Annotated in this window: 23 protein-coding genes; 6 read left to right on the top strand and 17 right to left on the bottom strand. The window is 42.3% G+C overall.

Going from position 1 to position 24752, the window contains the following annotated elements; all coding sequences use genetic code 11:
- Positions 1-394 precede the first annotated feature (394 nt).
- From MKY19_RS15405 to MKY19_RS15395, 3 genes are all read right to left on the bottom strand, one after another.
- The gene (locus MKY19_RS15405) at positions 395-1663 is read right to left on the bottom strand and encodes a cytosine deaminase (protein ID WP_042188420.1); all 1269 of its coding nucleotides are present in this window, start codon (positions 1661-1663) and stop codon (positions 395-397) included.
- Positions 1632-2909: a cytosine permease gene (gene codB, locus MKY19_RS15400; protein WP_339795836.1), complete on the bottom strand. Its 1278-nt coding sequence runs from the start codon at positions 2907-2909 to the stop codon at positions 1632-1634. Before codB ends, MKY19_RS15405 begins: the two co-directional genes overlap by 32 nt.
- A gap of 498 nt (positions 2910-3407) precedes the next feature.
- Positions 3408-5330, bottom strand: coding sequence for an AraC family transcriptional regulator (locus MKY19_RS15395; RefSeq protein WP_339264782.1), 1923 nt, complete (start codon positions 5328-5330; stop codon positions 3408-3410).
- Positions 5331-5489: 159 nt separating this feature from the next.
- Between MKY19_RS15395 and MKY19_RS15390 the strand changes: the two genes are divergently transcribed.
- Positions 5490-6065, top strand: coding sequence for a dihydrofolate reductase family protein (locus MKY19_RS15390; RefSeq protein ID WP_076299809.1), 576 nt, complete (start codon positions 5490-5492; stop codon positions 6063-6065).
- A gap of 160 nt (positions 6066-6225) precedes the next feature.
- Here MKY19_RS15390 and MKY19_RS15385 read toward each other — a convergent pair whose 3' ends face one another.
- From MKY19_RS15385 to MKY19_RS15360, 6 genes are all read right to left on the bottom strand, one after another.
- Positions 6226-7173 carry an ABC transporter substrate-binding protein gene (locus MKY19_RS15385; protein WP_339795833.1) on the bottom strand — a complete coding sequence of 316 codons (948 nt, stop codon included), beginning with the start codon at positions 7171-7173 and terminating at the stop codon, positions 6226-6228.
- 28 nt (positions 7174-7201) lie between these two features.
- On the bottom strand, positions 7202-8248 hold the full coding sequence (locus tag MKY19_RS15380; RefSeq protein WP_339804329.1) for an NAD(P)/FAD-dependent oxidoreductase: 1047 nt from the start codon (positions 8246-8248) through the stop codon (positions 7202-7204).
- Positions 8249-8274: 26 nt separating this feature from the next.
- The gene (locus tag MKY19_RS15375; RefSeq protein WP_339795831.1) at positions 8275-9579 is read right to left on the bottom strand and encodes an NtaA/DmoA family FMN-dependent monooxygenase; all 1305 of its coding nucleotides are present in this window, start codon (positions 9577-9579) and stop codon (positions 8275-8277) included.
- A gap of 215 nt (positions 9580-9794) precedes the next feature.
- A complete protein-coding gene (locus tag MKY19_RS15370; protein WP_339264776.1) occupies positions 9795-10592 on the bottom strand; it encodes an AraC family transcriptional regulator in 798 nt (265 codons plus the stop codon).
- 138 nt (positions 10593-10730) lie between these two features.
- Positions 10731-11015 (bottom strand): Fe-S cluster assembly protein HesB, encoded by a 285-nt coding sequence (locus tag MKY19_RS15365; protein WP_339795828.1) that lies wholly within the window; start codon positions 11013-11015, stop codon positions 10731-10733.
- 23 nt (positions 11016-11038) lie between these two features.
- The gene (locus MKY19_RS15360) at positions 11039-11395 is read right to left on the bottom strand and encodes an iron-sulfur cluster assembly accessory protein (protein WP_339271660.1); all 357 of its coding nucleotides are present in this window, start codon (positions 11393-11395) and stop codon (positions 11039-11041) included.
- Between the two features lie 295 nt (positions 11396-11690).
- Here MKY19_RS15360 and MKY19_RS15355 point away from each other — a divergent pair, with 295 nt between their 5' ends.
- On the top strand, positions 11691-12356 hold the full coding sequence (locus MKY19_RS15355; protein WP_339795826.1) for a metalloregulator ArsR/SmtB family transcription factor: 666 nt from the start codon (positions 11691-11693) through the stop codon (positions 12354-12356).
- Positions 12357-12833: 477 nt separating this feature from the next.
- On the opposite strand, the gene MKY19_RS15350 is transcribed toward MKY19_RS15355, so the two are convergent.
- From MKY19_RS15350 to MKY19_RS15340, 3 genes are all read right to left on the bottom strand, one after another.
- Positions 12834-13349, bottom strand: a complete 516-nt coding sequence (locus MKY19_RS15350) for a hypothetical protein (RefSeq protein ID WP_339804326.1) — start codon at positions 13347-13349, stop codon at positions 12834-12836.
- A gap of 389 nt (positions 13350-13738) precedes the next feature.
- Positions 13739-13927, bottom strand: coding sequence for a hypothetical protein (locus tag MKY19_RS15345; RefSeq protein ID WP_339264768.1), 189 nt, complete (start codon positions 13925-13927; stop codon positions 13739-13741).
- A 71-nt stretch (positions 13928-13998) separates the two neighbouring features.
- Entirely contained in the window at positions 13999-14268 is a 270-nt protein-coding gene (locus MKY19_RS15340; RefSeq protein WP_149645694.1) for a hypothetical protein, read from the bottom strand.
- 239 nt (positions 14269-14507) lie between these two features.
- Here MKY19_RS15340 and MKY19_RS15335 point away from each other — a divergent pair, with 239 nt between their 5' ends.
- The 4 genes from MKY19_RS15335 (at position 14508) to MKY19_RS15320 (ending at position 17189) form a co-directional block, all read left to right on the top strand.
- On the top strand, positions 14508-14750 hold the full coding sequence (locus MKY19_RS15335; protein ID WP_339795824.1) for a hypothetical protein: 243 nt from the start codon (positions 14508-14510) through the stop codon (positions 14748-14750).
- A complete protein-coding gene (locus MKY19_RS15330; RefSeq protein WP_339795822.1) occupies positions 14747-15706 on the top strand; it encodes an MFS transporter in 960 nt (319 codons plus the stop codon). The genes MKY19_RS15335 and MKY19_RS15330 overlap by 4 nt, the downstream gene beginning before the upstream one ends.
- Positions 15707-16165, top strand: a complete 459-nt coding sequence (locus tag MKY19_RS15325; RefSeq protein ID WP_339795820.1) for a heme-binding protein — start codon at positions 15707-15709, stop codon at positions 16163-16165. It abuts the gene before it with no gap.
- A gap of 289 nt (positions 16166-16454) precedes the next feature.
- A complete protein-coding gene (locus tag MKY19_RS15320) occupies positions 16455-17189 on the top strand; it encodes an IclR family transcriptional regulator (protein ID WP_339795818.1) in 735 nt (244 codons plus the stop codon).
- Between the two features lie 100 nt (positions 17190-17289).
- On the opposite strand, the gene treR is transcribed toward MKY19_RS15320, so the two are convergent.
- The 5 genes from treR to MKY19_RS15295 all read right to left on the bottom strand — a co-directional run bounded on the left by treR (position 17290) and on the right by MKY19_RS15295 (position 24750).
- On the bottom strand, positions 17290-18009 hold the full coding sequence (treR, locus tag MKY19_RS15315; RefSeq protein ID WP_339795816.1) for a trehalose operon repressor: 720 nt from the start codon (positions 18007-18009) through the stop codon (positions 17290-17292).
- A gap of 162 nt (positions 18010-18171) precedes the next feature.
- Positions 18172-20142, bottom strand: coding sequence for a PTS system trehalose-specific EIIBC component (treP, locus tag MKY19_RS15310; RefSeq protein WP_339795813.1), 1971 nt, complete (start codon positions 20140-20142; stop codon positions 18172-18174).
- Between the two features lie 50 nt (positions 20143-20192).
- The gene (treC, locus tag MKY19_RS15305) at positions 20193-21896 is read right to left on the bottom strand and encodes an alpha,alpha-phosphotrehalase (RefSeq protein ID WP_339795811.1); all 1704 of its coding nucleotides are present in this window, start codon (positions 21894-21896) and stop codon (positions 20193-20195) included.
- 310 nt (positions 21897-22206) lie between these two features.
- Positions 22207-23388, bottom strand: a complete 1182-nt coding sequence (locus MKY19_RS15300; RefSeq protein WP_042188403.1) for a NupC/NupG family nucleoside CNT transporter — start codon at positions 23386-23388, stop codon at positions 22207-22209.
- Between the two features lie 15 nt (positions 23389-23403).
- Positions 23404-24750 (bottom strand): purine/pyrimidine permease, encoded by a 1347-nt coding sequence (locus MKY19_RS15295; RefSeq protein ID WP_339795808.1) that lies wholly within the window; start codon positions 24748-24750, stop codon positions 23404-23406.
- Positions 24751-24752: the final 2 nt, after the last annotated feature.

The following is a 24752-nucleotide window of genomic DNA, read 5'->3' as shown; positions in this document are numbered from 1 at the left end:
TGAACGCTTCTCCTTCATATTCATCCTCCTTAAGATATAGATCGGTGGATTTTTCCATAATTGTCCACCGCTTTCGTCTAATATGCTATCTCATAAGGATTAGGAAAAACATAGATTTTTGTAAAGTGTTGTAAATTTATACTTTCGGCCTATACAGTGGGTGAAAACAAGGTCGAATCTTGGAAATAAGCTATGAAAAAAGTCTTAGTGATACTGGAGTTTGGGTCCGGAATGTCCTGCAATAGAAAAATGGTCAAACACAAGAATCACAAAAAATCCCCCCATGTATACAGGAAGAGTTCACAATCACGTGATCTCTTATATTCCTGACTATCATGAGGGGATTTTTGGCTAAAAAGCAGGCGCTGCTTGATGCAGCACATACTTCATTCGATTATTTATTGAAAGTAATCTTTTCCGAACCGTTCTCAAGAATAATCGAAGTGTCCCGCGGCTTTGTTTCCGCGATTTTGCGGCCTGCTCTGAACGAATAAAGTACTCCGGCCTGTTTACGAATGGTCTCATACTCATTCTCTGCTTCAAGAACGATGAAGTTGGCAGGTTTACCTACTTCAATGCCATACATATCCTCGATATTCAACGTTCTTGCGCTATTTTTCGTAATAAGATCGATTGAATTTACGATTTGATCGTATCCGAGCAACTGAGAAGCATGAATACCCATGTGCAGCACCTGAAGCATATTGCCTGTGCCAAGCGGATACCATGGATCAAAAATGTCATCGTGACCGAAGCATACATTAAGTCCCGCTTCCAGCAGTTCTTTGACGCGAGTTAACCCTCTTCTTTTCGGATAAGTGTCAAAGCGTCCCTGCAGATGGATGTTAACCAGAGGATTGGAGACAAAATTTAGGTCAGCCATCTTCAGTAATCTAAACAATTTGTACGTATATGCATCATTGTATGACCCCATCGCCGTCGTGTGGCTTGCTGTCGTACGGGAGCCAAGCCCGCGTTCGTAAGCTTCTTTGGCTACAACTTCCAAGAAACGGGATTGCTCGTCATCGATTTCGTCGCAATGGATATCGATCAGACGGTCGTATTTTTCAGCGAGGTCAAACGCAACCTTCATCGAATCAACGCCATATTCTCTTGTGAATTCGAAGTGTGGAATACCACCCACCACGTCAACACCCATTTTCAGCGACTCTTCTAGTAATTCCACGCCGTTCGGGAAGGAGTGAATACCTTCCTGTGGAAAAGCGACAAGCTGGATGTCAATGAACGGTGCCATTTCTTCTTTCACTTCAAGCATCGCTTTTACGGCGGTCAAGCTTGGATCAGTAACGTCTACATGTGTTCGTACATGCTGGATACCCTGCGCGATCTGCCACTTCAATGCAGTTTTGGAACGCGTTTTGACGTCTTCATGCGTCAGGAAGGCCTTGCGTTCTGACCAACGTTGGATGCCTTCAAACAGTGTTCCGCTCAAATTCCATTCTGGCTCACCTGCTGTTAACGTTGTATCCAAGTGAATATGAGGTTCAATGAACGGCGGCAGCACAAGTGAGCCGTTAACATCAATTACTTCCTCATTCGCAGTTAGTTCCATTGATTGCGTGATAAGCTCAAACTTCCCATCTTTCACAACAATATTCCATAAACCTTCTTTACCCCGCAATTTTGCGTTCTGTATAATCATTTTTATTCCCCTTTTCTTTGGATTCTTTCTTAGCAACGATCAGCATTATCACGGTGTATACAACCGCTGTTCCAATCAGTGCATTAAGTGGTGTTATTCCTGGAGCCAGCTGGGCGAAGGCCACGCCGATAACCCAAGCCACCATCGCGATCCAGTTTACATTTTTGAAAGTCATGTCGGCAAATGGTTTATAGTTTCTGCGCTTCACAATAAAATAGTCTGCGATGATGATCGCCCCGATGGACGGTATCGCCGCGCCCAGCACATTCAGGAAACCAACGAAATTGTTGTACATCCACATGGCAAATACGGTACCCACGATGCCGTTAACGATAACGAAAAACTTTTTCGAAATTTTAGTGATATTGGCAAAGCCCAGCCCGGAAGCGTAAAGTGCGTTATCGTTAGTTGTCCAGATGTTCAGCCCCAGTACGATGATCGCAGGAATGAGCAATCCTTGCAAGAACATGACCTCCGAGATATCTGCCAAATTATAAGCCATTGCGCCGACTGCACCGAAGAGAAACATAAGTGAGTTCCCTAGAAAGAACGAAATGACCGTTGCAGTAACCGCCTGCCGGGAGGTTCTGGCAAACCGGGCAAAATCGGGCGTCAACGTTCCGCCGCTAATGAATGACCCGATACAAATGGTCAATGCTGCTGCTGCGGTGAGCGACTCTGTTGGTGTGTAATCGAGCAACCCTTGCATACCACCCAGCGTGTTTACTCCTTCGAACACTGAGTAACCACCGAGAATAGCAATGGCCGGAACTGCTATATAACCCAGAATGACGAGCGACTTCATGCCGAAGATGGCTGATGCCGTCATTGCGAGACCAAACACGAAGATCAAAAGGTACACATTCCAGTCCATCGCTCTGGCGACCGGTACCGCGAACATGGCTACACCGACACCGAACCATCCGACCTGTGTGAAGCCAAGCAGGAAAGAAGGAAGGTACGAGCCTTTTTCACCGAACGCATATTTTGCAAGCAAATGCGTGGAAAGACCTGTTTTGGCAGCGATATGTGCCAGTGCTCCGGTATAGATGCCGAGTGCCAGATTACCGGCAAGCACGATTCCAATGAACTCCATGAATGTCAAACTGACCCCTAACGTTCCCCCTGCCAACATGCTTGCGGAAAAGAAAGTGAATGCTAACATGACGGAGAACGTCTTTCCAAAATGATTTCTCTGCGTTTTCGGCACCGCTTGCCACGAAAACTCTTGATCTTGTTTACTCATCAGAATACCCCCAGTATAAAGTGTCCTGATACCAAAAAAGCAGAAACAAAAGAGGCTACTCGTCAGATCAAACTGACAAGTAGCCTCTTTTGTTCATCATAATCCGCGCTAAGACACAGAGCATCCCTTGACGGAATATGCCCTGCTTCTCACGTGATTATAAAAATCCGCTGTCCTTGTCAGCCTCTCTGGACTGAATTAAAGGTACCAGTATTCAATTACATTCTATTATTTTAGAAAAACCTATAGATGTCAATGTCATTAATATCCATTGATATAAATCCTCTTTTGAATGCTGCGCTTGGAATTATTATGTGGATGAGGTCGACCAAGGCACTTGCTCATAGTACAAAGCCTTATGTGGTACCGGACAACCTCACTCTCGGAGTTCCTCCACTTCCTATCAGGAACGGCCTGATCCACAGTCCAAACGGAGCGGTTATTTAATTTATTCAGGAGGTGGATTCCGTTTCGCTCAGATGTGCCATATCTATTAAATTATTTAGTAGTGCCAAGTAATAAATTAACAATCGTATCCAGCTGAAGCTCTAATGAAAAAGGATCCTCCATTACGAATTCATCATGATAGTTATCACCATACAAATAAACTTTGCCATTTTTCACTGCAGGGATGCCTTTCCATATGTTACTTTCCATTGCTTTATTTGTTGCATCAGCATCGCCATTATAAACAAAAACATAATCCCCTAAGTATTCTGGGAGCACTTCAAGTGAAATCGATTCAAACCCCTCAGCCATATTTTTTGCACTTTCTGTTGGAGGCAGCTGCAGCATATTGTATATAGTGGAAGAACCATAGTTTCCTCCCTTTGCCGCTAAGACGTATACCGCTTTTTCTGAAAATGAAACAACCGAAACGGTTTCCCCTTCCTTGATAACACCGGCGAGTTTCGACTTTGCTTCAGCTACTTTCTGTTCGTATTGCGCAATCCATTCTTCTGCTTCTTTTTCTTTTCCGAATATCTTGCTTACACCCCTGAATTTATCAAGCGGCCCTGCGGTTGTTAACCCCTCCCAATAAGGCAGAAAAACAGTCGTTCCAATCTTCTCATATTGTTCTATGTTCTCATCGATTGAACCGATAATTAAGTCCGGATCTAGCATCGTTAATTTTTCCAGATTTAAAGGAAAATCCCCTAAATCTTCAATCTTCTCGATCGTTTCTTTCGGAATGTCCGCCTTTTCCATCCAGCCTTCATCCAGCATAAATGTTCTTGCACCGATTGGAACAATTCCTAATTTCAATAAATGTCCCATATATTGGTCAGCCGCTACTCTTTTCGGCTCTGCAGGTACTTCCACATCTCCCTTTGGCGTTGATACTATTCGAGTCTTCGAACTTTCTTCTAATACTGTTTGATTAACGGTTCCATTCCCAGTACTCTGCTCCTTCGCAGCTGTGCCCGTCCCGCTTGAGCAAGCACCTAATAATAGAGAACCGCAAAGCAGCAAAGCTGCCGTCGTTTGAGATTTTGTCATTTTAAACATATGTAATTCCCCTTTTTCCGTATTATGATAATGATTATCATTATTAATATACTGTTGAACGATGTGTTCAAAAATAGAGGATGTGGGGAAGTTTGATGGACTTTCAGCAACTTTATGTGCCTGTAACTCTCTTGTTCTAAAATGTGCAGGGGATACACCTTTTCTTTTCTTAAAAATTCGGCTGAAATAATAAACGTCTTTATAACCAATGCTTGCTGCAATTTCCCCGACAGAAGCCTCTGTTGTCATTAAAAGCTCTGTTGCCCGTTCAAGCCTAAAACGAATTAAGTAATCAATCGGACTCATACCTGTGTACTCTTTAAACAATGATGACAAATGATAAGCACTGAAATTAAATACTTCCGCAAGAGAATCTAATGTAATTGGGTCCGCATAGTATTCCTGAATATAGGTGATTACTTGGACTGCAACACTTGTTTGTTTCACCTCAGTCTCTTTTCTATATAATTCTTTTAAAACCTGATCAATGAATTGATAAAACAGTGATTTAACATGGAGTCTCTCTTCTTGCCTGTTCCATTTTTGATGCATCATTTGAATTTTGTTATAAAGTAAAATGGGTGCATCAGGGGAAAAACAATATTGTATTTGGAAGGGATCCTCTTCATGAATCCATGCACGGTAGTAAATAATATAGTAAACAAATTTTTTGCTTGTCGGAACAATATTGAGGCTCGCCCCTTTCCCGCTATGGAGGATTTGAAATCCTGTAAAAGAAAATTCGGCCTGATCTAACTGAACTTGAGCGCTCCCATGTACCGAAAGTAAAAAAATACTGGCAGGAATCTTATATTTTTGAAGAATTTCGCCTTGAACCATTTCAATTTGGCGTACATCCAATAACTTGACGGTCGCTTGATCCCATAGAAATATTTGATTGTTGATGTGCATAATGACTACCCCTTCGTTATCTGTCTAATGATCATCATAAATGATAACCATTATCAATAACAGTTGTCTAAAGATAATAAATGTCTAGACTGAAGAAAACTGCTAAAATGTAGTTAATGTATAGTGTAAATATCACTCATGAACAAAGGAGAACTGAAAATGAGAAAACTCGTTCTATTTCTTCACGCATCGCTTGACGGTTTTGTAGAAGGGCCGAATGGTGAAATGGACATTGGCTGGGTTTCCTATGATGCTGATTTGGAGAAACATGCGAAAGAAATTCTGAGTACTGCCGACACTGTCCTTTGGGGACGTGGGACTTATCAGATGATGTATAGCTACTGGCCATCTGTGCCTTCGAACCCATCAGCTTCGCAGCATGAACGGAATCATGCCGAGTGGATCGAAAAGACAGCTAAAATCGTTTTTTCCACGACGCTGGAGAAAGTCGAATGGAATAATTCCAGACTCGTGAAAGAAGATGTCGAGAAAGAGATCAATAACCTCAAACAGCAGCCAGGCAAGGATATGGTTATCCTCGGCAGTCCTAGGTTCGCACACCACCTCATGCAGCTTGATTTAATTGATGAGTATAAAATTACGGTTTCTCCCGTTCTGATCGGTAAGGGATTGCCGTTATTCCAAGGTCTCAAGGAGAAGATCAATCTTAAGCTAATCGAAAACAAAACCTTTGATTCTGGAGCCATAGGCCTCGTTTACCAGACGGTAAGATGACCTTGTCGCTTAAGGTGATTATGCTAACGGGGAACGTTATTGGAACGACAACAGCTGCAATCTAATATTTTATTTTCACCAAACAACAGGTCAAGATATTTATCTAAATAACAAAAATCCGATTGCGCCCAACAGCGTCAATCGGATTTTTGTAAATAAATTATTGTTCAGCCGCCAATTGCAGGAAATGATCTGCAGCTAAACGGACAGCCAGGATACTTGCGCTGTTTAGTGAATTATCAAAGATAAGAACATGATTGTTTTTTACTGCTTCCAGTGAGTTCCACGCTTTTGAAGTTTCCTTCTCCTTGATGGCCGCCTTTGCGATATCCATATCATGCTGGATAATAATATAATCGGGATTCATGCTGTATAGACCCTCCAGAGAAAGAGCCCCGCCCTCCTCGGGATATCCCTTTGGTGGCAACAACCCAAAGCCCACAGTTTGATTGTAGTACATCGTGTTTTTAGAGCCTTGAGCATTAAAATTGGCTTTTCCATCGACCCGTAGCAAGGCAAAGGTCTTATTTTCAAGACTATTTAACTGTTTTTTCGTATTGGCTATCATTTCTTGTGTTTCCTTAATGGCTTGTTCTGCTAACGTCTCTTTTCCAACAATCTGAGCACACAGCATCGTCGTTTTTTCCCAGGTATCGGTGTAGTCAATTAAGATGACAGGTGCAATCTTATTCAACTCATCATAATTGCTATCAACAGAACCCTTGAAGGTTACAATCACATCAGGCTTTGCATCCATGATCATTTCCAGATTCGCATTGCTATTGCCCAAATCAATAATCTCAGCAGTTCCGGCATAAGGCTGTAAAGTAGCGAAATCTTTCATTGCTTCAGCTGCGTTAGTTGATGCGATTGGAGGCGTATCTAGAGCAAAAAAGTAATCCAAATACAAAGGATGAAGAACCGCTATCCGCTCAGGTCGTGTCTTGAGCACCACTCCATTGTCGCTGGCATCTGCAATTGTTCTTGGCCATCCCGCTTCCTCGATCTTGCCGACTTCAGGTGCAGTTGTGACTGAAGTTTCGGAACATCCAGCCAGTAATCCTGCTATTATAATTAAGGATGCAATCCATCCAAATAGTCTATTCATTTGGCTCCTCCTTGAGTTGTTATCATTACTATCTGTATAAATGCTTCATTAAATCACGGTTTTTCTGTATGAACAGGTCATTGTGCGAAGACACCATCCCGGTCGAATTTGCCTCTGGCGTGATGTATTGTTTGGCCTGGTTTACTGCATTGGCAGAATCCTGGAACGCTCCCGCTATCAGGTGCAGCTTACCTTCATGATGCAGAACATCACCTGCCGCATAAATACCCGGCACGGATGTCCCGCTCATTGCTGATCCTGAAATCCGATGTTCCCACAGATCAATTTTAATTTCACTGTTCACCAGTAGTTCCTTGTCGCGTTCATAGCCGTGATTAATGATGACCTCATCAACGGACAGCTCAAATGCTTCTCCGTTGTCATTGCTTTTTAGCAGTACTGTCCCTATTCTTTCGTGATCCGGTGTGGCAATCAATTTTTTGATTGAAGTATTTAACAAGCACACTACGCCATTGTTCGCCAAGCGTGAAATATCGGCTTCATGCCCCTTTAAGTTCTCTTTCCGGTACGTTAAATACACCTTCTTGGCAATCGGGGCCAGTTCGTTCGCCCAGTCAACAGCAGAATGTCCGCCACCCGATATTAGAATAGTCTTCTCTTTGAAGCGGGCAAGTGACTTCACCGTATAATGCAAATTTGTGATTTCAAATCTTTCGGCACCCTCGATTTCAAGCTTGATCGGCTTCAGAATGCCTCCTCCAATGGCCAATATTACAGTTCTAGTGAAATGCTTCCGGTTTGCATCCGTGTGCAATATAAAGTAACCTGCTTCATCTTTCGAGATGGATGTGACCTTTTCATTAAAAGCAACCTCCGGCTGGAACGTCATCCCTTGCGCAACCATTTGTTCAATAAGCTGCGAGCCAAGAATAGGTTGTAAGCCTCCCACATCCCATATCATCTTTTCCGGATAGACATGCACCTTGCCGCCAAGTACAGGCTGAAATTCAATGATTTTGGTCTTCATTTCGCGGAGTCCACTATAAAATGCAGCAAATAATCCGGCCGGACCGCCGCCAATAATCGTAACATCAAACATTTCCTCTTCATGCATCATTCAATCGCCTCAACTCTCTTTTTTTATATCCCTAGATGCTCACGAAAAGTGCACCCCGTATATTCACTTCGAAACAAGCCTCTCTCAACCAGCTTCGGTACCAGCTTCTCAAAAAACAGTTCCATAGATTGTTCTGAACCGCCCGGCAAGGCGATGAAGCCATCCATAGCCCCCGCTTCAAACCGCTCAATAATATCGTTCAGTACATCCTCGACTGTCCCGACAGATACCCAATGAGCAGATCCGACAACCTCCGGCCTGTCCAGGATCTCTTTCACTGTAGGCTGGTTTTTGATAATATACCGCCGCAATAGTTCGGCATGTGTCCGACTGCGGACGGCCTGATTTGAATCGGGTAACATATCAGCAGTTACGCGCCTATCTATGGAATAACCGGTTAAATCAAGACCTAACACCGATTTAAGCGAAGCATGTCTGCGCTCAAGACTTAAATTCGCATGTGCGGTCTTATGTAATTCAAGCGCTTCTTCGCGCGTATCAGCCAGGAAAAAATATAAGCCCGGCAAAACTCTGATGGCATCCGGATCACGTCCCTGCTCTGCCGCTCTTTTTCTCAGATCATTCCTTAGCTCCACTCCTGATTCGATATCCGGCATTGCTGCAAAAATAGCATCTGCAACGGAAGAAGCGAAATTCCGTCCAATATCCGAAGCGCCGGCTTGAAATAGCGGAGGCGTTCCTGACCTGTGAGCAGGCAAAGTAAGCGGTCCTTTTACACTGAAAAATTCACCGGAATGATTTATAGCAGTTACTTTATCCTTATCCGAGAACATACCCGACTGACGGTCGATAACAATCGCCTCATTCGGAAAACTCTCCCACAGCTTGCATACAACATCTGTGAACTCTTTTGCCTTGGCATATCTCTCTTCCGGTGAAGGCATAGGTGAATCGCTGAAATTATCGGCGCCTTCAATAGAAGTGACAATATTCCAGCCAGCACGTCCATTGCTCAGCCAGTGTAAAGACTGAAGCTGTCTTGCTACAACGTAAGGCGGATTAAAAGTGGTAGAAATCGTGGTCACCAGTCCGATCCGCTCGGTTTCACGGGCTATCGCTGCAAAAAACAATGCAGGGTCCGGGCTGCCGAAATTAGAGGAATCCCCTAACATCTGCGGGCTAACATACAGATAATCAGCCCTGAATAGAAAATCGAGCTTAGAATTCTCCGCCATTTTTGCCAAATCAATATAATATTCGATAGACCCCATCTTTTCGACTCCGCTATCCGGGTGCCGCCAGCCGTCTCCTTTCATCCAGGTTGCATTTAAGGACAACCCAATACATAATTGTCTGTTTCCTGTCATATCTACCAGCCTTTCATTTATAAATCAATTTACTGATAATGATTCTCAGTTACAAGGGTGAGTTTATCAAAAATTTAAATAAATTCAAATGTACAAATCTCAAATTCTACATGCATCATTATTTAATCTAAATAAAAAAGTCTGCACTTCTGGTTCATCACCAGTAGCTGCAGACTTAATTCAAGTATAAGAAACTCGATATGTATATTATCTAATTATCTATAGGCAGAGGGAGAAACACCGAATTTCTTTTTAAATAATCGGCTGAAATACAGCGGATTGTCATAACCGACACGGTCCGCAATCTCGTGAATAGGAAAATTGCCTGCTTTGAGTAAGTCACAGGCTCGTTCCATACGATAATTAACGACATAGTCGATTGGACGCAGCCCCGTGTATTTGTGAAAGAAGTAAGAGAAGCGGTTCGTACTCATTGCATGCCGTTCCGCTAACTCACCGAGTGTAAGTGAATTCATATAATGGAGTTTAATGTATGCAAGGGCTTCATCAACCATCTTTTGATTCGGTGAACTGTCGTTCTCTCTGTAACTGCAAGCAATCAGAACCTGATGCATTAGGCTTAAGAACAACTCTTTGATACGCAGCTTTCCAATTTCTCCGGATGGATGAGTATTCTGATGAAGCATGATTAGTAATTCAATAATTTTTAGATTGGCTCCTGGCTCCAGCTTGAAATGAGAGTCAAATTCGGTAGTACAATTCATTTCTTCTGGCATATCCAATTTATAAAAAAGGGAGTAATACTCAAGCTCTGATTGTCCTATTACCTGTGAATCCATTTGCATACCTGGAGCCGCATGAAAAACTGACCCTGGCCGTAATTCATATACGGTTCCATTCACACGTATTCTGGCTCCCCCGCGAATGATAAACAGAAATCCATGCTTAACGGTGGTAAATTCACTTAATAAACTTTTGGGCTGGATGACTAATCTGCTTCTATCTTCTATATCATAGACACCTTTAGTAAATGCCTTTGCTAATTTGTCCAAATTTATCAATGTTCTGCACCTGCTTCTGTTAAAATCAGATCCCATTCTGATATTTATTTAAAATAGTATAGACAAAAGCGTGCGAAATTGCTAGAAGTGTAGTAGATATTCTACTGTACATTGCACTCAAAAAGATGCTCAGGAGATTTTGGTTGAAAATATGCCGTCTTCATTACAATCAATTTGAAGAAGTTCATCCTGTAAAATCCAAACATCAGTGTTTTCAACAAAGAAATGAAATCCACCAATGGATTGAACCCATGCTGGATCGATCGGTGTAGCACTTGCATTAATTCCAACAGTGAAGGCATCTGAGCCTCCACCGGAATATTTTGCATAAATTCTTACATATTGGCCCTCTTCCAAATCCCATTCATTCTTAAATGAATCCAATGCTTTTTCGGATACTGCAAATGATATCATTCCCCTTCTCTCCTTTCTGCTGTTTAATCACATTTTTTTATTTCGCCACGATAATTGGCCATTCTGAAACTGGCTCCGCATCCACATGAAGCTTTTGCATTAGGGTTATTCATAGTGAATCCGCCTACCATTCCACTCTCTTCATAGTCAATTTCAAGCCCGTCAATATATGCAATACTATTCGGGTGAACCAATATACTAAAATCCTTTTTATTTAATACAATGTCCTCTTCTGCCTGCTGTTCATCTACGACTAGGGTGTAGGATAATCCACTGCATCCCCCTTCATCAACACCCACTCTAAGGAATGGATTTCGGATATTCGCACTTAATAAGATTTCGGCGATTTTTTCTGATGCCTTATCACTGACCTCGATGATCATTGTAAACTCCTCCTTCGGTTATTTGTTTTTCAAACCTAAAGATTGGATACCCTTTCCTATCTTGATATACGTCCTATGGATACTACAAAATAACGTGGGCTGAAAATGCTTTGATGATTAGACGCATGAAATGTGACCTCCAAGAAAATTGGTATGTATACATCGTATCCGACACTTAGTAAACATTTTTATTTATAATGTCTAAGCTACAGTTCAGCTTTGACTTTGTCAACATTTTTGTTTAAAATGTAGTCTGTGATGTAGATTTAGTTGCTTCAAAAGGAGGTGCACCTTGAGCCGAAATCATACCAAAAAAGATGTCTCAACCAAGACCCGAAGAGCGATCATTGATCTGTTAAAGCAGCAAGGGGGAATGGATGTTATGGCACTCTCCTCCCAGTTTTCGCTATCTGGAATGGCTATTCGTCAACATTTGAATGCGCTGAAAGAAGAAGGGTTGGTAACTAACAAAGAAGAGTCCCGTCCCATGGGTCGACCCACCAAGCTATGGATCTTAACACCCGCGGCCGATCGGTTTTTTCCAAGCGGATATTCGGATTTATCCGTCAGTTTGATCAATTCTATGAAAGAAGCTTTCGGAAATGAGGGGCTGGACAAGCTGCTGGCTGTTCGAAATAAGAATATGCAAGAACAATATCTTCAGCATCTTGGTGATACAACAGACGTTAGAGAGAAACTGGAGAAGCTGGCCGAGATTCGAACAAATGAAGGTTATATGGCCGAGGTTAAGGAGCAGGAAGATGGCAGTCTTTTATTCATTGAGAAACATTGCCCGATCTGTGAAGCTGCTGCTGTGTGTACCGGGTTATGTAAGAATGAGTTGCATCTATTTAAAACTGTTCTAGGAAATAATGTTCATATTGAACGAGGGGAGTACATTTTAGCGGGAGGAAGAAACTGTGTATATACGGTTAGGCAAAATAAGCTGCCATTTTAGCGACTTTTAAAGGGACTATGTTCTTGTCCCTCGATCTTAAAACTGGCGGTGCGACGGAAGAAAGAACCAGCCGCCTATGAGATTTATGGGAAGTAGCTAATTTTTTCAGATTATCGAATACACTAGTCCATTCCCAATACCTTGAAAATCTACAAGCTCACAGCCTATCTCCCCCTATACACATAGTTAGTAATGCCACCATCGCACGATTACATACAAAGGTAACTTCTCACGCTTCTTAAAAAGTAAAAAGAAGATGCCTAATTCAGCTAACAAAATGGTAATGTTCACTATCGAGATCTTGAAGTATACCATACCCCAATCCCAGGAATAAGGTGTATAATCAGCAATCACGACCCATGCTCGACAACAGGATCATGATTTCTTCTGCCGATGTTATTTCCATCGTATAATTCACCCCCTGCGGTAATATGAAGAACAGAATTTAGAGTGTACTAAATTCTTTGTCCTTGCCTCCTACGGATTTACACCGATTGAGAACGGACGTGCACCTACAGGAATAACACTAATCACAGCCTGGGTAACCATATTCGTAACCCCGTCAATGACGGTAACAATATCCGAGTTGAATTCAGCTACATAAATAGAATTGTTTAAGGAATTCACACCTATCCCCGTTGGAAAAGGAGAACCGCCGGCGGGAATAATGGTCGTCACCACAGTGTTTGTTAATCCGTCAATGACAGTAACAGTATTATCATTAAAGTTGGCAACATAGATAGCATTGGTAGAGGTATTGACCGCGACTGCACCTGCTCCATCCCCGGCAGGAACGGTGGCCAGCACAGTATTGGTCGCTCCGTCCATAACGGATACGTTGTTGCTGTTCAAATTAGCAACATAAATACGATTGGTTAACGGGTTTATGGCTACTCCCGCAGGATTCACGCCTACAGGGATGACTACTATCACCGCACCTGTTACTCCGTTGATCACAGAAACATCATTGCTATTGAAATTGGAAACATAAATGCGGTTAACGGAGCCTGTGTGTCTATACAGAAAATGAAATTCTTGTTTTTAAAAATTGTTATTTCGATGAATCTTGGTATTCAGAATCTCTTGACGAAAGTACGCTAACATAATCGGATCCGATAGTAAATTATCAGCCTATGTGAATGCACTCACTAAAGTGGGATTTGTCATTGAGCAAATGATTGAGCAATCTGATGATAACTTATGTAGTCGCGGGACGATAAAAGCGATTTTTCAAAAAAAACAAAAATACTTCCTGTAACTTCTGAAATTAAAGCAAGAAAACTCTAGCATCCGATACCTATTGAAACAACACCTTACAACGTAATAATTATTAAATAAGCCGATCCAGAAAAGGATCGGCTTATTTAATAGCTTTTTTAACGTCAATCTTGTCTGTTCTCAACAGATTTCATGCGGTTTTGATCGTCAGGCACTCGATCATTACTGAATTCCTGGCCTGCTTCTACTTCACCATGACCGGAAACACTTCGGGCAAAATTTGTGAACTGCCTTTTTTGCTCATCTAGCTTGTGTTTACTCTTAAGAAGCTCCTGCGGATCCTGATTTGTCATAATGCTATCCTCCCAAAATGGAATCATGCAGTTTATTCGCACTACAGAAGTTTTCCATAATAGAGCGGTGCTTATGCAAGAATTTCAAATACTTTATTCAAAACAAGGTATTCTAAAACAATGATCCCAACGCAAAGAATAATAAAAAACTGAAGTCTTGCCGTATTCATTCTATCCTTCCAATACTCTCCTCGGAATAATGAAACGATGTTAGGTGTAAAAGTATGTCTAATCGTTTCGTTATAATCATCATTATCCACAAAGAACACGCGAAACAATACTTTATATACTGGAATATTTAAGAACAGTAGAAAAATGATCATCACAAGATCGAGACTCAATTTACTCGCCTCCCAAGATTCACTTATCCTAATTTTACCACATAAATAACTCTAGACATTGTAGGTCGATGACAATTTTATAATCGCTTCGTTCAATAAAAAAGACCACCATTCGATACTCTAATTGGTAATATCATTGTATCCACCGAGAGAAAGTTTCTTTTATAGAAACTTTCTCTCTTTATTTGAGCTTATTCAAGTTCTCTCTTAATATTGACCTACATAAAGGAGGTGAAAGTATGAATTCAAAAATCTTAATAGCACTAATGTCACTTGCACTAAGTGCTTTTGCCATTGGAACAACAGAATTTGTTATTGTTGGTATTCTGCAAGAGGTAGCTTCAGATCTTGGCATATCGGTTACACAAGCTGGGACTCTGGTGTCTGGGTATGCAATTGCCCTTGCTATTGGAACCCCGATTATCGTTGTTATTACAGGTAAATTTCCTATCCTAAAAAAGGATATCTACTGTTCCTCATGATCGTATTCACTGCAGGGAACGCTCTGGCAGCATTAGCTTCTACCTATTCCATTTTGCTCTTAGCAAGGATAATTACAGCTGTTGCACATGGTGTGTTTTTCGCTGTTGCAGCTACAGTGGCCGCAGATATGGTCCCTACTAACAAAAAAGGCACCGCCATCTCCATCATGTTCACCGGGTTAACCGTCGCTACCATTCTAGGTGTTCCCCTTGGGACATATATCGGTCAGGAATTTGGATGGCGGATGTCATTTGCGGTGGTTGCAGTATTAGGACTAATAGCTTTGTTTGTCACTATTATTGCCGTGGAAAAAATTCCGCGTTCAATTCACTCACCGAGCCTTAGAGATGTTGGTAGTCTGATTGCCAACCCGCGTATCATCGCTGCACTGCTAATGACAGTACTGGGTTTCGGCGGAACCTTCGCCTTATTTACGTATATCTCTCCTATCCTTAAAGAGATAAGTGGATATTCAGCCTCGTCTATTTCATGGCTGCTGTTGGTTTACGGAGTTGCTGTGGCAATTGGGAATATTATTGGGGGGAAATTAGCAAATGGACATCCTGTAAAGTCGCTCCGATTTGTATTCCTGTTTCAGGGCATTGCTCTGCTGTTGCAAATATGGCTGCTACCCATCAAGACGCTCACCATTTTATCCCTTATATTAATGGGGTTCTTCGCTTTTATGATGTCTTCCGGCGTACAGGCTTACATTCTAATGCTTGCAGAAAAGCTGGTACCTTCTGCTAAGGATGTCGCCTCTGCATTAAACATCTCTGCATTTAATATTGGGATAGCTGCTGGTTCTACATTAGGTGGGCTTGCAGTAGACCATTTGTATATTATGGATACGGCCTGGAACGGTTCAATTATGGCTGGATTGGCTTTTTTACTCGCAGCTATAAACTACAAAATGGATAAGAAACAGAATCTTTATGTTGAGGAGAGAGGATAAATGGATTTAAAAGCATTAGACCTATTAGAGAAGGAATTGGAATTCACAAGTTTTAGCCATCAAGATGCACTCGCTATTGGCAACCGGATTGTGCAGTGTGCCCAAGATAACAAAGTAGCGGTAGCCGTGCATATTGAACGTAACCGAGTTCCCGTGTTTACGCATCTAATGGATGGTACTTCGGAAGAAAACTACGAATGGTTATTTCGCAAAAAACGGATCGTTGATCATTATAACCGAAGTTCTGCCTACATTGAGCAACGCTTTATCCAAAGTGGTGCTTCTCACACAGAACACTCCCTGCTTTCCACGTCAGAGTATCAAGCAGTGGGTGGTTCTATTCCCATCCGTGTCAAAGGTGTTGGGGTTGTCGGGTCCGTAACAGTCGGAGGTTTGACCGGCGAGTTAGATCATGCTTATGCAGTTGAGGGCCTTCACCTGTTTTTAAAAGGCGAATAAGTGTCATAGTTATGGTCATGACCATAACTACTTTAATATAAATGAGAGGGTTAGGCGTAAAGCTCAATCCCTCTCATTTTCATTCATAATAGTTCATCAAGAGCCACTTTCGATGTAATCTTTATGTTTCCCAAATAACCCCTTTGTAGAACAGACTAATTCATTGAAATGCGTTGAGGTTCTCTGGCGAAAGAACTAACCAGTATAATGTTACTTTATATAAGCTAAAATGGAATTAAATGTTTTTATTTGTATGCCAATAATTCAATTATAGTTTTGAGGTGAATCAATGGATCAATATGAGGTTGCAACCCTAAAAAAAGGTCTACACATTCTAGACGCTCTGCAGCAAGGTGAACCCATGAGATTGACTGAGATTATGCACCGGTTTAACCTTAATAAGTCAACAACTTTTCGTCTGCTTTATACGCTGGAATTGACAGGTTTTATTCAAAAAGAAGGTCACACGTACAAAGCTTCTGAATTAAAGGGGCACCATTCATCATCTGCTAACACTCGACTTAATTGGTTAGTTGTTCCATCCCTGCATCAATTAGCGAATGAACTTGGCGAAACCGCATATATTGGGATTTTAGATGGTATGAAAGTCATGACAGTACAAGTGGTGGAGAGCAATCATGCCATCCGTAGCCATACACACGTAGGTGATTCTGCTTATGCCCATCTCAGTGCCTTTGGAAAAGTAATCCTGGCGCATCTAAGTGATGAACAACTAAAAGAAATGCTTACACATCTTACCCAGTACAAAGCAACAAAGCAAACTTTTGACGACAACCATTTATTAAAAGAGCATCTTAATGTAATCCGTCAACAAGGATACGCCATTGATGATGAAGAAACAGAAGTGGGTTTACGCTGCGTTGCTGCACCTATATTTTATAATAGTAAAGTGATCGCTGCATTGGCTATATCCGGCCCTGCTGCACGATTGAACCGAAAGAGAGACCGTGCGGTAAGTAAAATATTGAAGGAATGCAGTGCACAGATTTCCAGTCAACTTTGACACGCTCAACTATTCAAATTTCAATAATTCACACCAATAACACCATCTGACGCGAAAAAAAGGCGTATCCCAAACTGGGACACCCCTCTTTAAGCTTAGCTTAACGTTTCACTCTTCGAGCAAAATCAACGAACTGAAATTTATCCAGTCGATGCCTGGACTCGGTATATTGGAAAAGCACCGTGTTCTCCAAATAAACATAGTTTCGTACTACTACAATATGCGTGTAACTCTTCAAATCAAGCAGTCTATGATCCTCCTCAGTAGAAGGCTCAACGGATATCAGCTTCTTCGCATAACTAATTTTAAGACCCAACTCCTGCTCCAGATAATCATAGAGTGAGCCTTCCGCGATTTCCTCGCTTAGGAATGGAACAATATCCGCCCGGAAATAATCCTTATCCAAAATGATCCGATCGCCTTCAATCTCTCTGGCACGAATAACTTTCCAAACCAGGGTTTCAGGCGGAATCTGTAGGTGTCTGGCGAGCGCGGAGCCTGCCGGCTCACTTATCGTCCGCTCTACCAGTGTCCGCGAGGCAGTACCCAATGTATCGGCCATCTCTTTAAATGAAATCAGACCGGTAACGGGGAAATCCATTCTCGTCATATCAAGCACAAAGGAGCCTCTGCCCTTAATTTTGTGAATGTATCCTTCACGGAACAGCAGGTTCAGCGCTTTGCGAACAGTCTCTCGTGAGGTGCTGTAAGCTTCAGCAAGTTCACTTTCAGAGGGCAGCTTGGTTCCCGGTACCAGTTGTCCAGAAAGAATTTGGTTGCTGTACTCATTATAAATTTGCAAATATTTATTTTCTCTCAATTTTGATCACCGCCCTTTATTGTATCACGTCATGCCTTTGGAAGTTTCGATTCAATTGGAGGGAAATTTATAGCGTGGACATATGAATTCTTATATTTACAGAAAAACAGCCCCCAGGGGCTGTCTTTCTGTAATATAAAGTCTTTGCCAATATAGCCTGTATCAACCCTTGAGATGAATAGTCAAGATGCTAGATTGTCTAGCTGCAGCTGGTCCAGTCTTCTCCTCAATCTTATCCACCATATCCTGACCTGCAGGAATGATGATAGGAGTAATCAAAGGGTAACCTGCTGCGCGGATAGCTTCCATATCAAATTCTAGCAGAAGCTCGCCTGCCTGCACCTTGTCGCCAATATTCTTATGGGTGGTAAAACCACTGCCTTTAAGCGACACCGTATTAATCCCAACGTGGATGAGTACTTGTACACCACTGGCATGCTCCAATATAAGCGCATGTTTGCTCTTGATCACATGAGCTACTGTAGCATCAAAGGGTGCATATACTTTACCCTCAGAAGGTTCGATTGCAATGCCTTCGCCCATCTGCTTCTCGGCAAAGGCAGGATCAGGCACCTGTTCTAGAGATACTGCAGTTCCACTGAGCGGAGAGATAAGCTCCAGAATATTCACGGAGTCCTGTGACTCTTGAACTGTAGGGCGGCTGTTCAAATTGTCTGTCTCGCTCACAGTACTAGTAGCCTTTGTAGCTGAGTTCTTTTCGGAACGCCCCACCACAGAACGGCCGTAGAGTACAGTGGCGACAAATGGCACAATGAGAACAATAAGCATACCAATGAAGAACACGCCCCACTGGTTCGGGAATATCGAAAGGAAGCCGGGAATCCCGCCTACGCCAATGGAAGAAGCGCGAACCTGATTAACGGTAAGAAGCATACCGGCAATCCCTGAGCCGATCATCCCGAAGATGAAAGGATAACGATAGCGGATATTCACTCCGAAGATCGCCGGCTCCGTCACACCGAGGAATGCAGAGACGGAAGATGTAGCCGCCAAGCCTTTTGCCTTCTGTTCTCTGACTACGAACATCATTGCCAGTGCCGCGGCACCTTGTGCAATATTGGATAACGCTAACATCGGCCAGAGGAAAGTGCCGCCCTCGCTACCGATGAGCTGCACATCAACCGCCAAGAAGGTATGATGCATACCGGTGATGACCAGAAGCGCATAGAATCCGCCGTAAATCAAGCCACCAAGAAGCGCAAAATGATCAAATACAAAGATCAGGCCGGAGGTGATGGCATTGGCAATGCCAAACGTAACCGGACCGATAATGGTGAAGGCCAGAAAACCGGTAATCAGTAGAGTCACTGGCGCAACAACCAGCAGTTTAATGGAATCATACACCCGGCGGTTGAGGAACTTCTCCAGCCTTGCTAGAATGTAGGCCGAAACCAGCACTGGCAATACTTGTCCCTGATAACCGATCTTCTCCAAATGCCAGCCGAACAAATTCCAGGTTGGAACAGTACCCTCAGTGGAAGCACTTGCATAGTTATAGGCACTTAATAGATCTGGGTGCACGAGAATGAGACCCAAAACGATCCCGAGCAGAGGACTGCCGCCGAAACGTGTAACAGCTGCCCAACCGATAAGTGCTGGTAAAAAGGTAAACGCTGTGCTGGCAATCGTATTAATAATCGCAGCAATGTCTTTCCATGCGGGATAGACATCCACCAGCGACTGATTATCAAAGAAGATACCAGGCCCGGTCAAAATATTATTGATCCCAAGCAGCAAACCTGCGGTTACGATAGCTGGAAGAATAGGAATAAATATATCAGCCAGCGTCTTGATCGCACGCTGTAGCGGATTCTGTTTTCGGGCAGCAGCGGATTTCACTTCATCTTTGGAAGAACGAGAACCGCCAGTGATCTGAATCATTTCATCGTATACTTTATCTACAGTTCCCGGTCCGATAACGATCTGAAACTGCCCTTGGCTAGAAAATTGTCCCTTTACTAGTTCGTTGCGGTCCAAGGCTTCCGAATCCACCTTGCTCTCATCATACAGCGAGAATCTCAGCCGGGTTACACAATGTGTCGCAACCTCTATATTCTCCTTGCCCCCAACTGCCCGTACAATATCCTCAACATTTTTGCGGTCTATAGCCATATTTTCACTCCTTACATAATTGATTTGTGCTCCTTCTCAAGTACACCTCGTTAGCGGATTAACCACATGTAGGAAGCATAAGGACTAAGCTGAAGCTCTTGTGTTAATTCAGGTGTTTCTGTTGTATTTCCAATCAGAAGCTCGTCTTTACCACTTGATGATAACTCTGCCCAGTGACTATCTTCAAAGCGGAAGGTAATCTCTTTACTGCTGAAGTTCGAGACCACTACAAGCGCCTCTCCATCACCTGTTCTGGCGTAAGCGAACACTTCAGGATGACCATCATCGAGTCTCTTGAATACACCTTCAATGAATATCCCATACTCCTTGCGTAGTGCAATCAGCTTACGGTAATGATGGAAGATGGAATCGGGATTGGCTAGCTCCTTCTGCACATTGATGTCCGAATACCGCTCATCAACTTTCAGCCATGGAGTACCTACGGTGAATCCGGCATTTCGGCTGTCATCCCACTGCATCGGCGTACGGGAATTGTCCCGTGAACGTTCCTGAAGAATACTCAGGGCAGTCTCAGGGCTTTTCCCCTGTTCACACAAAATACGGTACATATTAAGTGACTCAATGTCACGGAACTCGTCGATGCTCTTCCATACCGGATTTGGCATCCCGATTTCTTCCCCCTGATACACATAAGGTGTTCCCTGAAGGCCATGCAGAGTTGTTGCAAGCAGCTTGGCACTCTCTACACGGTAGACCTTATCATCAGTGAATCTGGAGAGGGCACGCGGTTGATCGTGATTGTTAAAAAATAAGGCGTTCCAGCCCCGACCTTTCTGCATTCCGGTCTGCCACTCTGTGAACAAGCTTTTCATCGCTTCAAAATCATAGGGCATTAGCTCCCACTTCTGTCCATTCGGATAATCAACTTTTAAATGATGAAAATTGAAAGTCATAGAAAATTCCCGCTCTTTAGGACTCGAGTATCGGATGCAATGCTCCAATGTAGTTGAGGACATCTCTCCGACCGTCACCATCTCATACGGACCAAATACCTCTTCGTACATCGCTTTGATGTATTCATGAACCCGTGGACCGTCAGTATAGAACTTGCGTCCATCCCCCGGTGGAACACTCCCGTCATCGTTAGGGAAGCGTTGATCCTTGGAGATTAAATTAATTACATCCATGCGGAAGCCGTCGACACCCTTTTTAGCCCAGAATAGCATCATATCATTCACTGCTCTACGTACCTTCTCGTTCTCCCAATTCAGATCCGCCTGGGTTTTATCGAAGAGAGTAAGATAATATTGTCCCGAAGCTTCATCAAACTGCCAGGCAGGACCTCCGAACTTCGACTGCCAATTGTTGGGTAAGCCACCGTCCGGAGCGGGGTCCTTCCAGATGTAGTAATCACGATAGGGATTGTTTCTGCTTGAAATGGACTGTTTGAACCACTCATGTTCTGTTGAAGTATGGTTAACCACGATATCGATCATTAGCTTCATTTCACGTCTGTGCAGTTCCTGTACTAACTCGTCGAAATCCTCCATCGTACCAAAATCCGGGTTGATATTTTCATAATCCGCAACATCGTAACCGTTATCATGTTGTGGCGAGACATAGACCGGCTGTAACCAGACAATATCAATTCCAAGCTTCTGCAAATAGTCTAATTTTTCAATAAGTCCTTTAATATCTCCTGTTCCGTTGCCTGTAGTGTCCTTAAAGCTCTTCGGGTACACCTGATACACCGTGGACCGGCGCCACCACTCCGAATACTGGGACTTACTCAAGTTGAACACCTCCAAAAGAATTACTTTATGTCAAATATTAAACCTGTATATACAAGTTCAAACACTTCACACAGTTTAAACCTGTATATACAGGTTGTCAATACTTTTGCTATCTGACTCGGAAAAAGAGTAAAAACTGGCGGTTCTTCATTAATTAACCCATTTGATAATCAATTATTCTTTTTCCTATTTCGTATCTTAATAATTGTTCTATAATCACAACAAAAAAAGCCGCTAAGTAAGCGGCTCTTTATATACAAAGATGTCTTGTGCAGAATTCATAACGATGACGAGAATCCGCTAAGTTTAACTAAAAAATGATACCGATGATCAGAGCGGATAAAACGCTTACAAGTGTGGCGCCAAATAACAGTTTTAATCCAAATCGAGCCACAATATTCCCTTGTTTTTCATTTAAGCCTTTCACTGCACCCACAATGGTACCAATGGACCCAAAGTTAGCAAATGAGATTAGAAAAACCGAGACAATGGCTGTAGTACGCCCACTTAAACCATCTTGGATCTTAACAAAGTCAAGCATAGCAACGAATTCATTCGCAACAAGCTTTGTCGCCATGATACTGCCTGCATCAACAGCTTCATGCCATGGGACACCGATAAGAAAGGCAATGGGTGCAAAGACATACCCTAAAATTCCTTGAAACGAGATACCGAATACTCCGCTGAAGACCCCGTTAATTAATGCAATGATCCCAACGAAACCAACCAACATTACACCAACTACTATGGCTACTTTAAAGCCATCCATAATATATTCGCCCAGCATTTCAAAAAACGTTTGTTTTTCTTCTACCTGAACTTCAACAATATCTTCTTCAGGTGTAACTTCATACGGATTAATGATGGATGAAATGATAAATCCGCCAAATAGGTTTAATATCAATGCAGCTACTACATACCGAGGTTCTAGCATCGTCATATATGAACCAACAATTGACATGGATACCGTCGACATTGCAGACGCACATAATGTATACAAGCGATGTTTTGGTAATAATCCAAGCTGGTTTTTCACCGAAATAAACACTTCATTTTGTCCTACAATTGCGGCTGCAACTGCATTATAAGACTCCAATTTGCCCATGCCATTTATTTTACTTAGTACCAAACCAATATACTTGATAATGAACGGGAGAATTTTGTAATGCTGCAATATCCCAATTAATGCCGACATAAAAACAATTGGCATCAAAACATAAAGGAAAAATGTATGGGCCCCTTCATTTGCAATCCCACCAAAAACAAAGTCAGTCCCTTCATTGGCGTATCCAAGTAATTTTGCAAAACTATCGGCAAACCCTTTAATTAAGAATTCACCTATACTTGTTTTTAGTATAATTAATCCCAAACCGATCTGAATAGCAATCATTACAATGATTGGTCGATATTTAATCTTTTTCTTATTGTTACTTCCTAGCCATGCCAGTAATAGAACAATAACCAAACCAGCAATAGAAATTAGATAATGCATTTTTAGCCCTCCAAATTATCGGTTAATTTTCTTGGAATCCTCATATCGAAATGCATCTTTCCACATTAACCCTTGTTCCAAAATAATCGCCAACAGACTTCCGCATATTAATCCATTATTTAAAATGGCTATCACGATCGGAGATAAATGGGCCGTAGCTGATGAAGGGATAAACATTAATCCCACACCCACTAAAAGGGAAATTCCACTAACGATAAATGTTCGTTCTTCATGAATGACCTTCTTCAATTCCTTTAGCGCTAGTCCGACCATCTTCACAAAAATGACGAAGGTAACGGAATAGCCTATGGGAGCTGGAATCGCTGATATAACATTCATCATTGGCGGAAATAAGGATATTGAGATCACAAAGCAACATCCAATTAAAAATGATCTGCGCTCCTTCATCCCTGTTTGTTCAACATATCCCGCCGCTCCCGAGATAGGGACAGAACCGACCGCTCCTAAACCGCCACTAATAAGATGCGTAATTCCAGAAGTAAACCCGGCGCGCAAATAACGATGATGATCCACTTGCTTTTGTTTCATAACGGTCTCCATCAAACGGATTGACGCAACTGCATTGGTTATTAATAACAGCGTTAATAAAAATGCAGTAGTGATTGTTCCGGCATCGAATTGAGGTCTGCCAAATGGGAATATTTTCGGAAGCTTAAATAGAGTATCCGCATGAGAAAACACTGGTATATTACCGCAGATAATAAATAATAGGCAGCCTATCAATATACTGAAAATTATTGAAAACTGGCTGAGTACTACAAAGCGACTTTTTCCTAACCAAAAGGTAATGCAAACCACAATCACACTAAGGATGAATACTTTAACATCTAACGTGGTGTGGGCTATGGTAATCCCCATCATCCCTTTCATAAAAGATCCACTTAATTGAAAGATCAATAAAAGTAAATAAATAAAAGTGATGGTGGGAGTAAATAGACGAGCGATTTTATCCATTAGCTTAAATGCTGAAATTAGGATAAATAACACACCGCTAATGATCATTGCCCCACTTAAAGCTTGTAAAGCACCATTGTTAGAAGAATAAAGCCCCCCCACTAAACTTGCGTAAATCGTAAAAATGCTCCACCATAACCCTGCCGGACCTTCATGGATAGGGAATTTATGACCCGTCAGGCCTTGTAAAAATCCAGCTATCCCTAAAGTAATCATTGTGCTCTGGATAAGCCCGGAAGTCTCTATGGGTGTTAAGTTATATAAATCTGCGATAGCAATGGGTGCAGCAATTGCACCAGCGATCATAAAAATCATCCACTGCAATCCTGACAGTATTACCTTCATTTCTTTCTCACTCTCTTTTCTAACAACACTGCTCTTATCCATAA

It is taken from the genome of Paenibacillus sp. FSL R5-0744 (assembly GCF_037972555.1).
Lineage (GTDB): Bacteria > Bacillota > Bacilli > Paenibacillales > Paenibacillaceae > Paenibacillus_AQ.
The sequence above is the reverse complement of the archived record's forward strand: the minus strand, read 5'-3'. Positions and strand labels throughout refer to the sequence as shown.

What these genes read in the sequence shown, in the direction of transcription:
- MKY19_RS15405 (WP_042188420.1), bottom strand. Translation starts at nt 1,663, where the DNA reads ATGATTATACAGAACGCAAAATTGCGGGGTAAAGAAGGTTTATGGAAT.
- codB (WP_339795836.1), bottom strand. Translation starts at nt 2,909, where the DNA reads ATGAGTAAACAAGATCAAGAGTTTTCGTGGCAAGCGGTGCCGAAAACG.
- MKY19_RS15395 (WP_339264782.1), bottom strand. Translation starts at nt 5,330, where the DNA reads ATGCACATCAACAATCAAATATTTCTATGGGATCAAGCGACCGTCAAG.
- MKY19_RS15390 (WP_076299809.1), top strand. Translation starts at nt 5,490, where the DNA reads ATGAGAAAACTCGTTCTATTTCTTCACGCATCGCTTGACGGTTTTGTA.
- MKY19_RS15385 (WP_339795833.1), bottom strand. Translation starts at nt 7,173, where the DNA reads ATGAATAGACTATTTGGATGGATTGCATCCTTAATTATAATAGCAGGA.
- MKY19_RS15380 (WP_339804329.1), bottom strand. Translation starts at nt 8,248, where the DNA reads ATGCATGAAGAGGAAATGTTTGATGTTACGATTATTGGCGGCGGTCCG.
- MKY19_RS15375 (WP_339795831.1), bottom strand. Translation starts at nt 9,579, where the DNA reads ATGACAGGAAACAGACAATTATGTATTGGGTTGTCCTTAAATGCAACC.
- MKY19_RS15365 (WP_339795828.1), bottom strand. Translation starts at nt 11,015, where the DNA reads ATGATATCATTTGCAGTATCCGAAAAAGCATTGGATTCATTTAAGAAT.
- MKY19_RS15345 (WP_339264768.1), bottom strand. Translation starts at nt 13,927, where the DNA reads ATGACAAATCAGGATCCGCAGGAGCTTCTTAAGAGTAAACACAAGCTA.
- MKY19_RS15335 (WP_339795824.1), top strand. Translation starts at nt 14,508, where the DNA reads ATGAATTCAAAAATCTTAATAGCACTAATGTCACTTGCACTAAGTGCT.
- MKY19_RS15330 (WP_339795822.1), top strand. Translation starts at nt 14,747, where the DNA reads ATGATCGTATTCACTGCAGGGAACGCTCTGGCAGCATTAGCTTCTACC.
- MKY19_RS15325 (WP_339795820.1), top strand. Translation starts at nt 15,707, where the DNA reads ATGGATTTAAAAGCATTAGACCTATTAGAGAAGGAATTGGAATTCACA.
- MKY19_RS15320 (WP_339795818.1), top strand. Translation starts at nt 16,455, where the DNA reads ATGGATCAATATGAGGTTGCAACCCTAAAAAAAGGTCTACACATTCTA.
- treP (WP_339795813.1), bottom strand. Translation starts at nt 20,142, where the DNA reads ATGGCTATAGACCGCAAAAATGTTGAGGATATTGTACGGGCAGTTGGG.
- MKY19_RS15300 (WP_042188403.1), bottom strand. Translation starts at nt 23,388, where the DNA reads ATGCATTATCTAATTTCTATTGCTGGTTTGGTTATTGTTCTATTACTG.
- MKY19_RS15295 (WP_339795808.1), bottom strand. Translation starts at nt 24,750, where the DNA reads ATGGATAAGAGCAGTGTTGTTAGAAAAGAGAGTGAGAAAGAAATGAAG.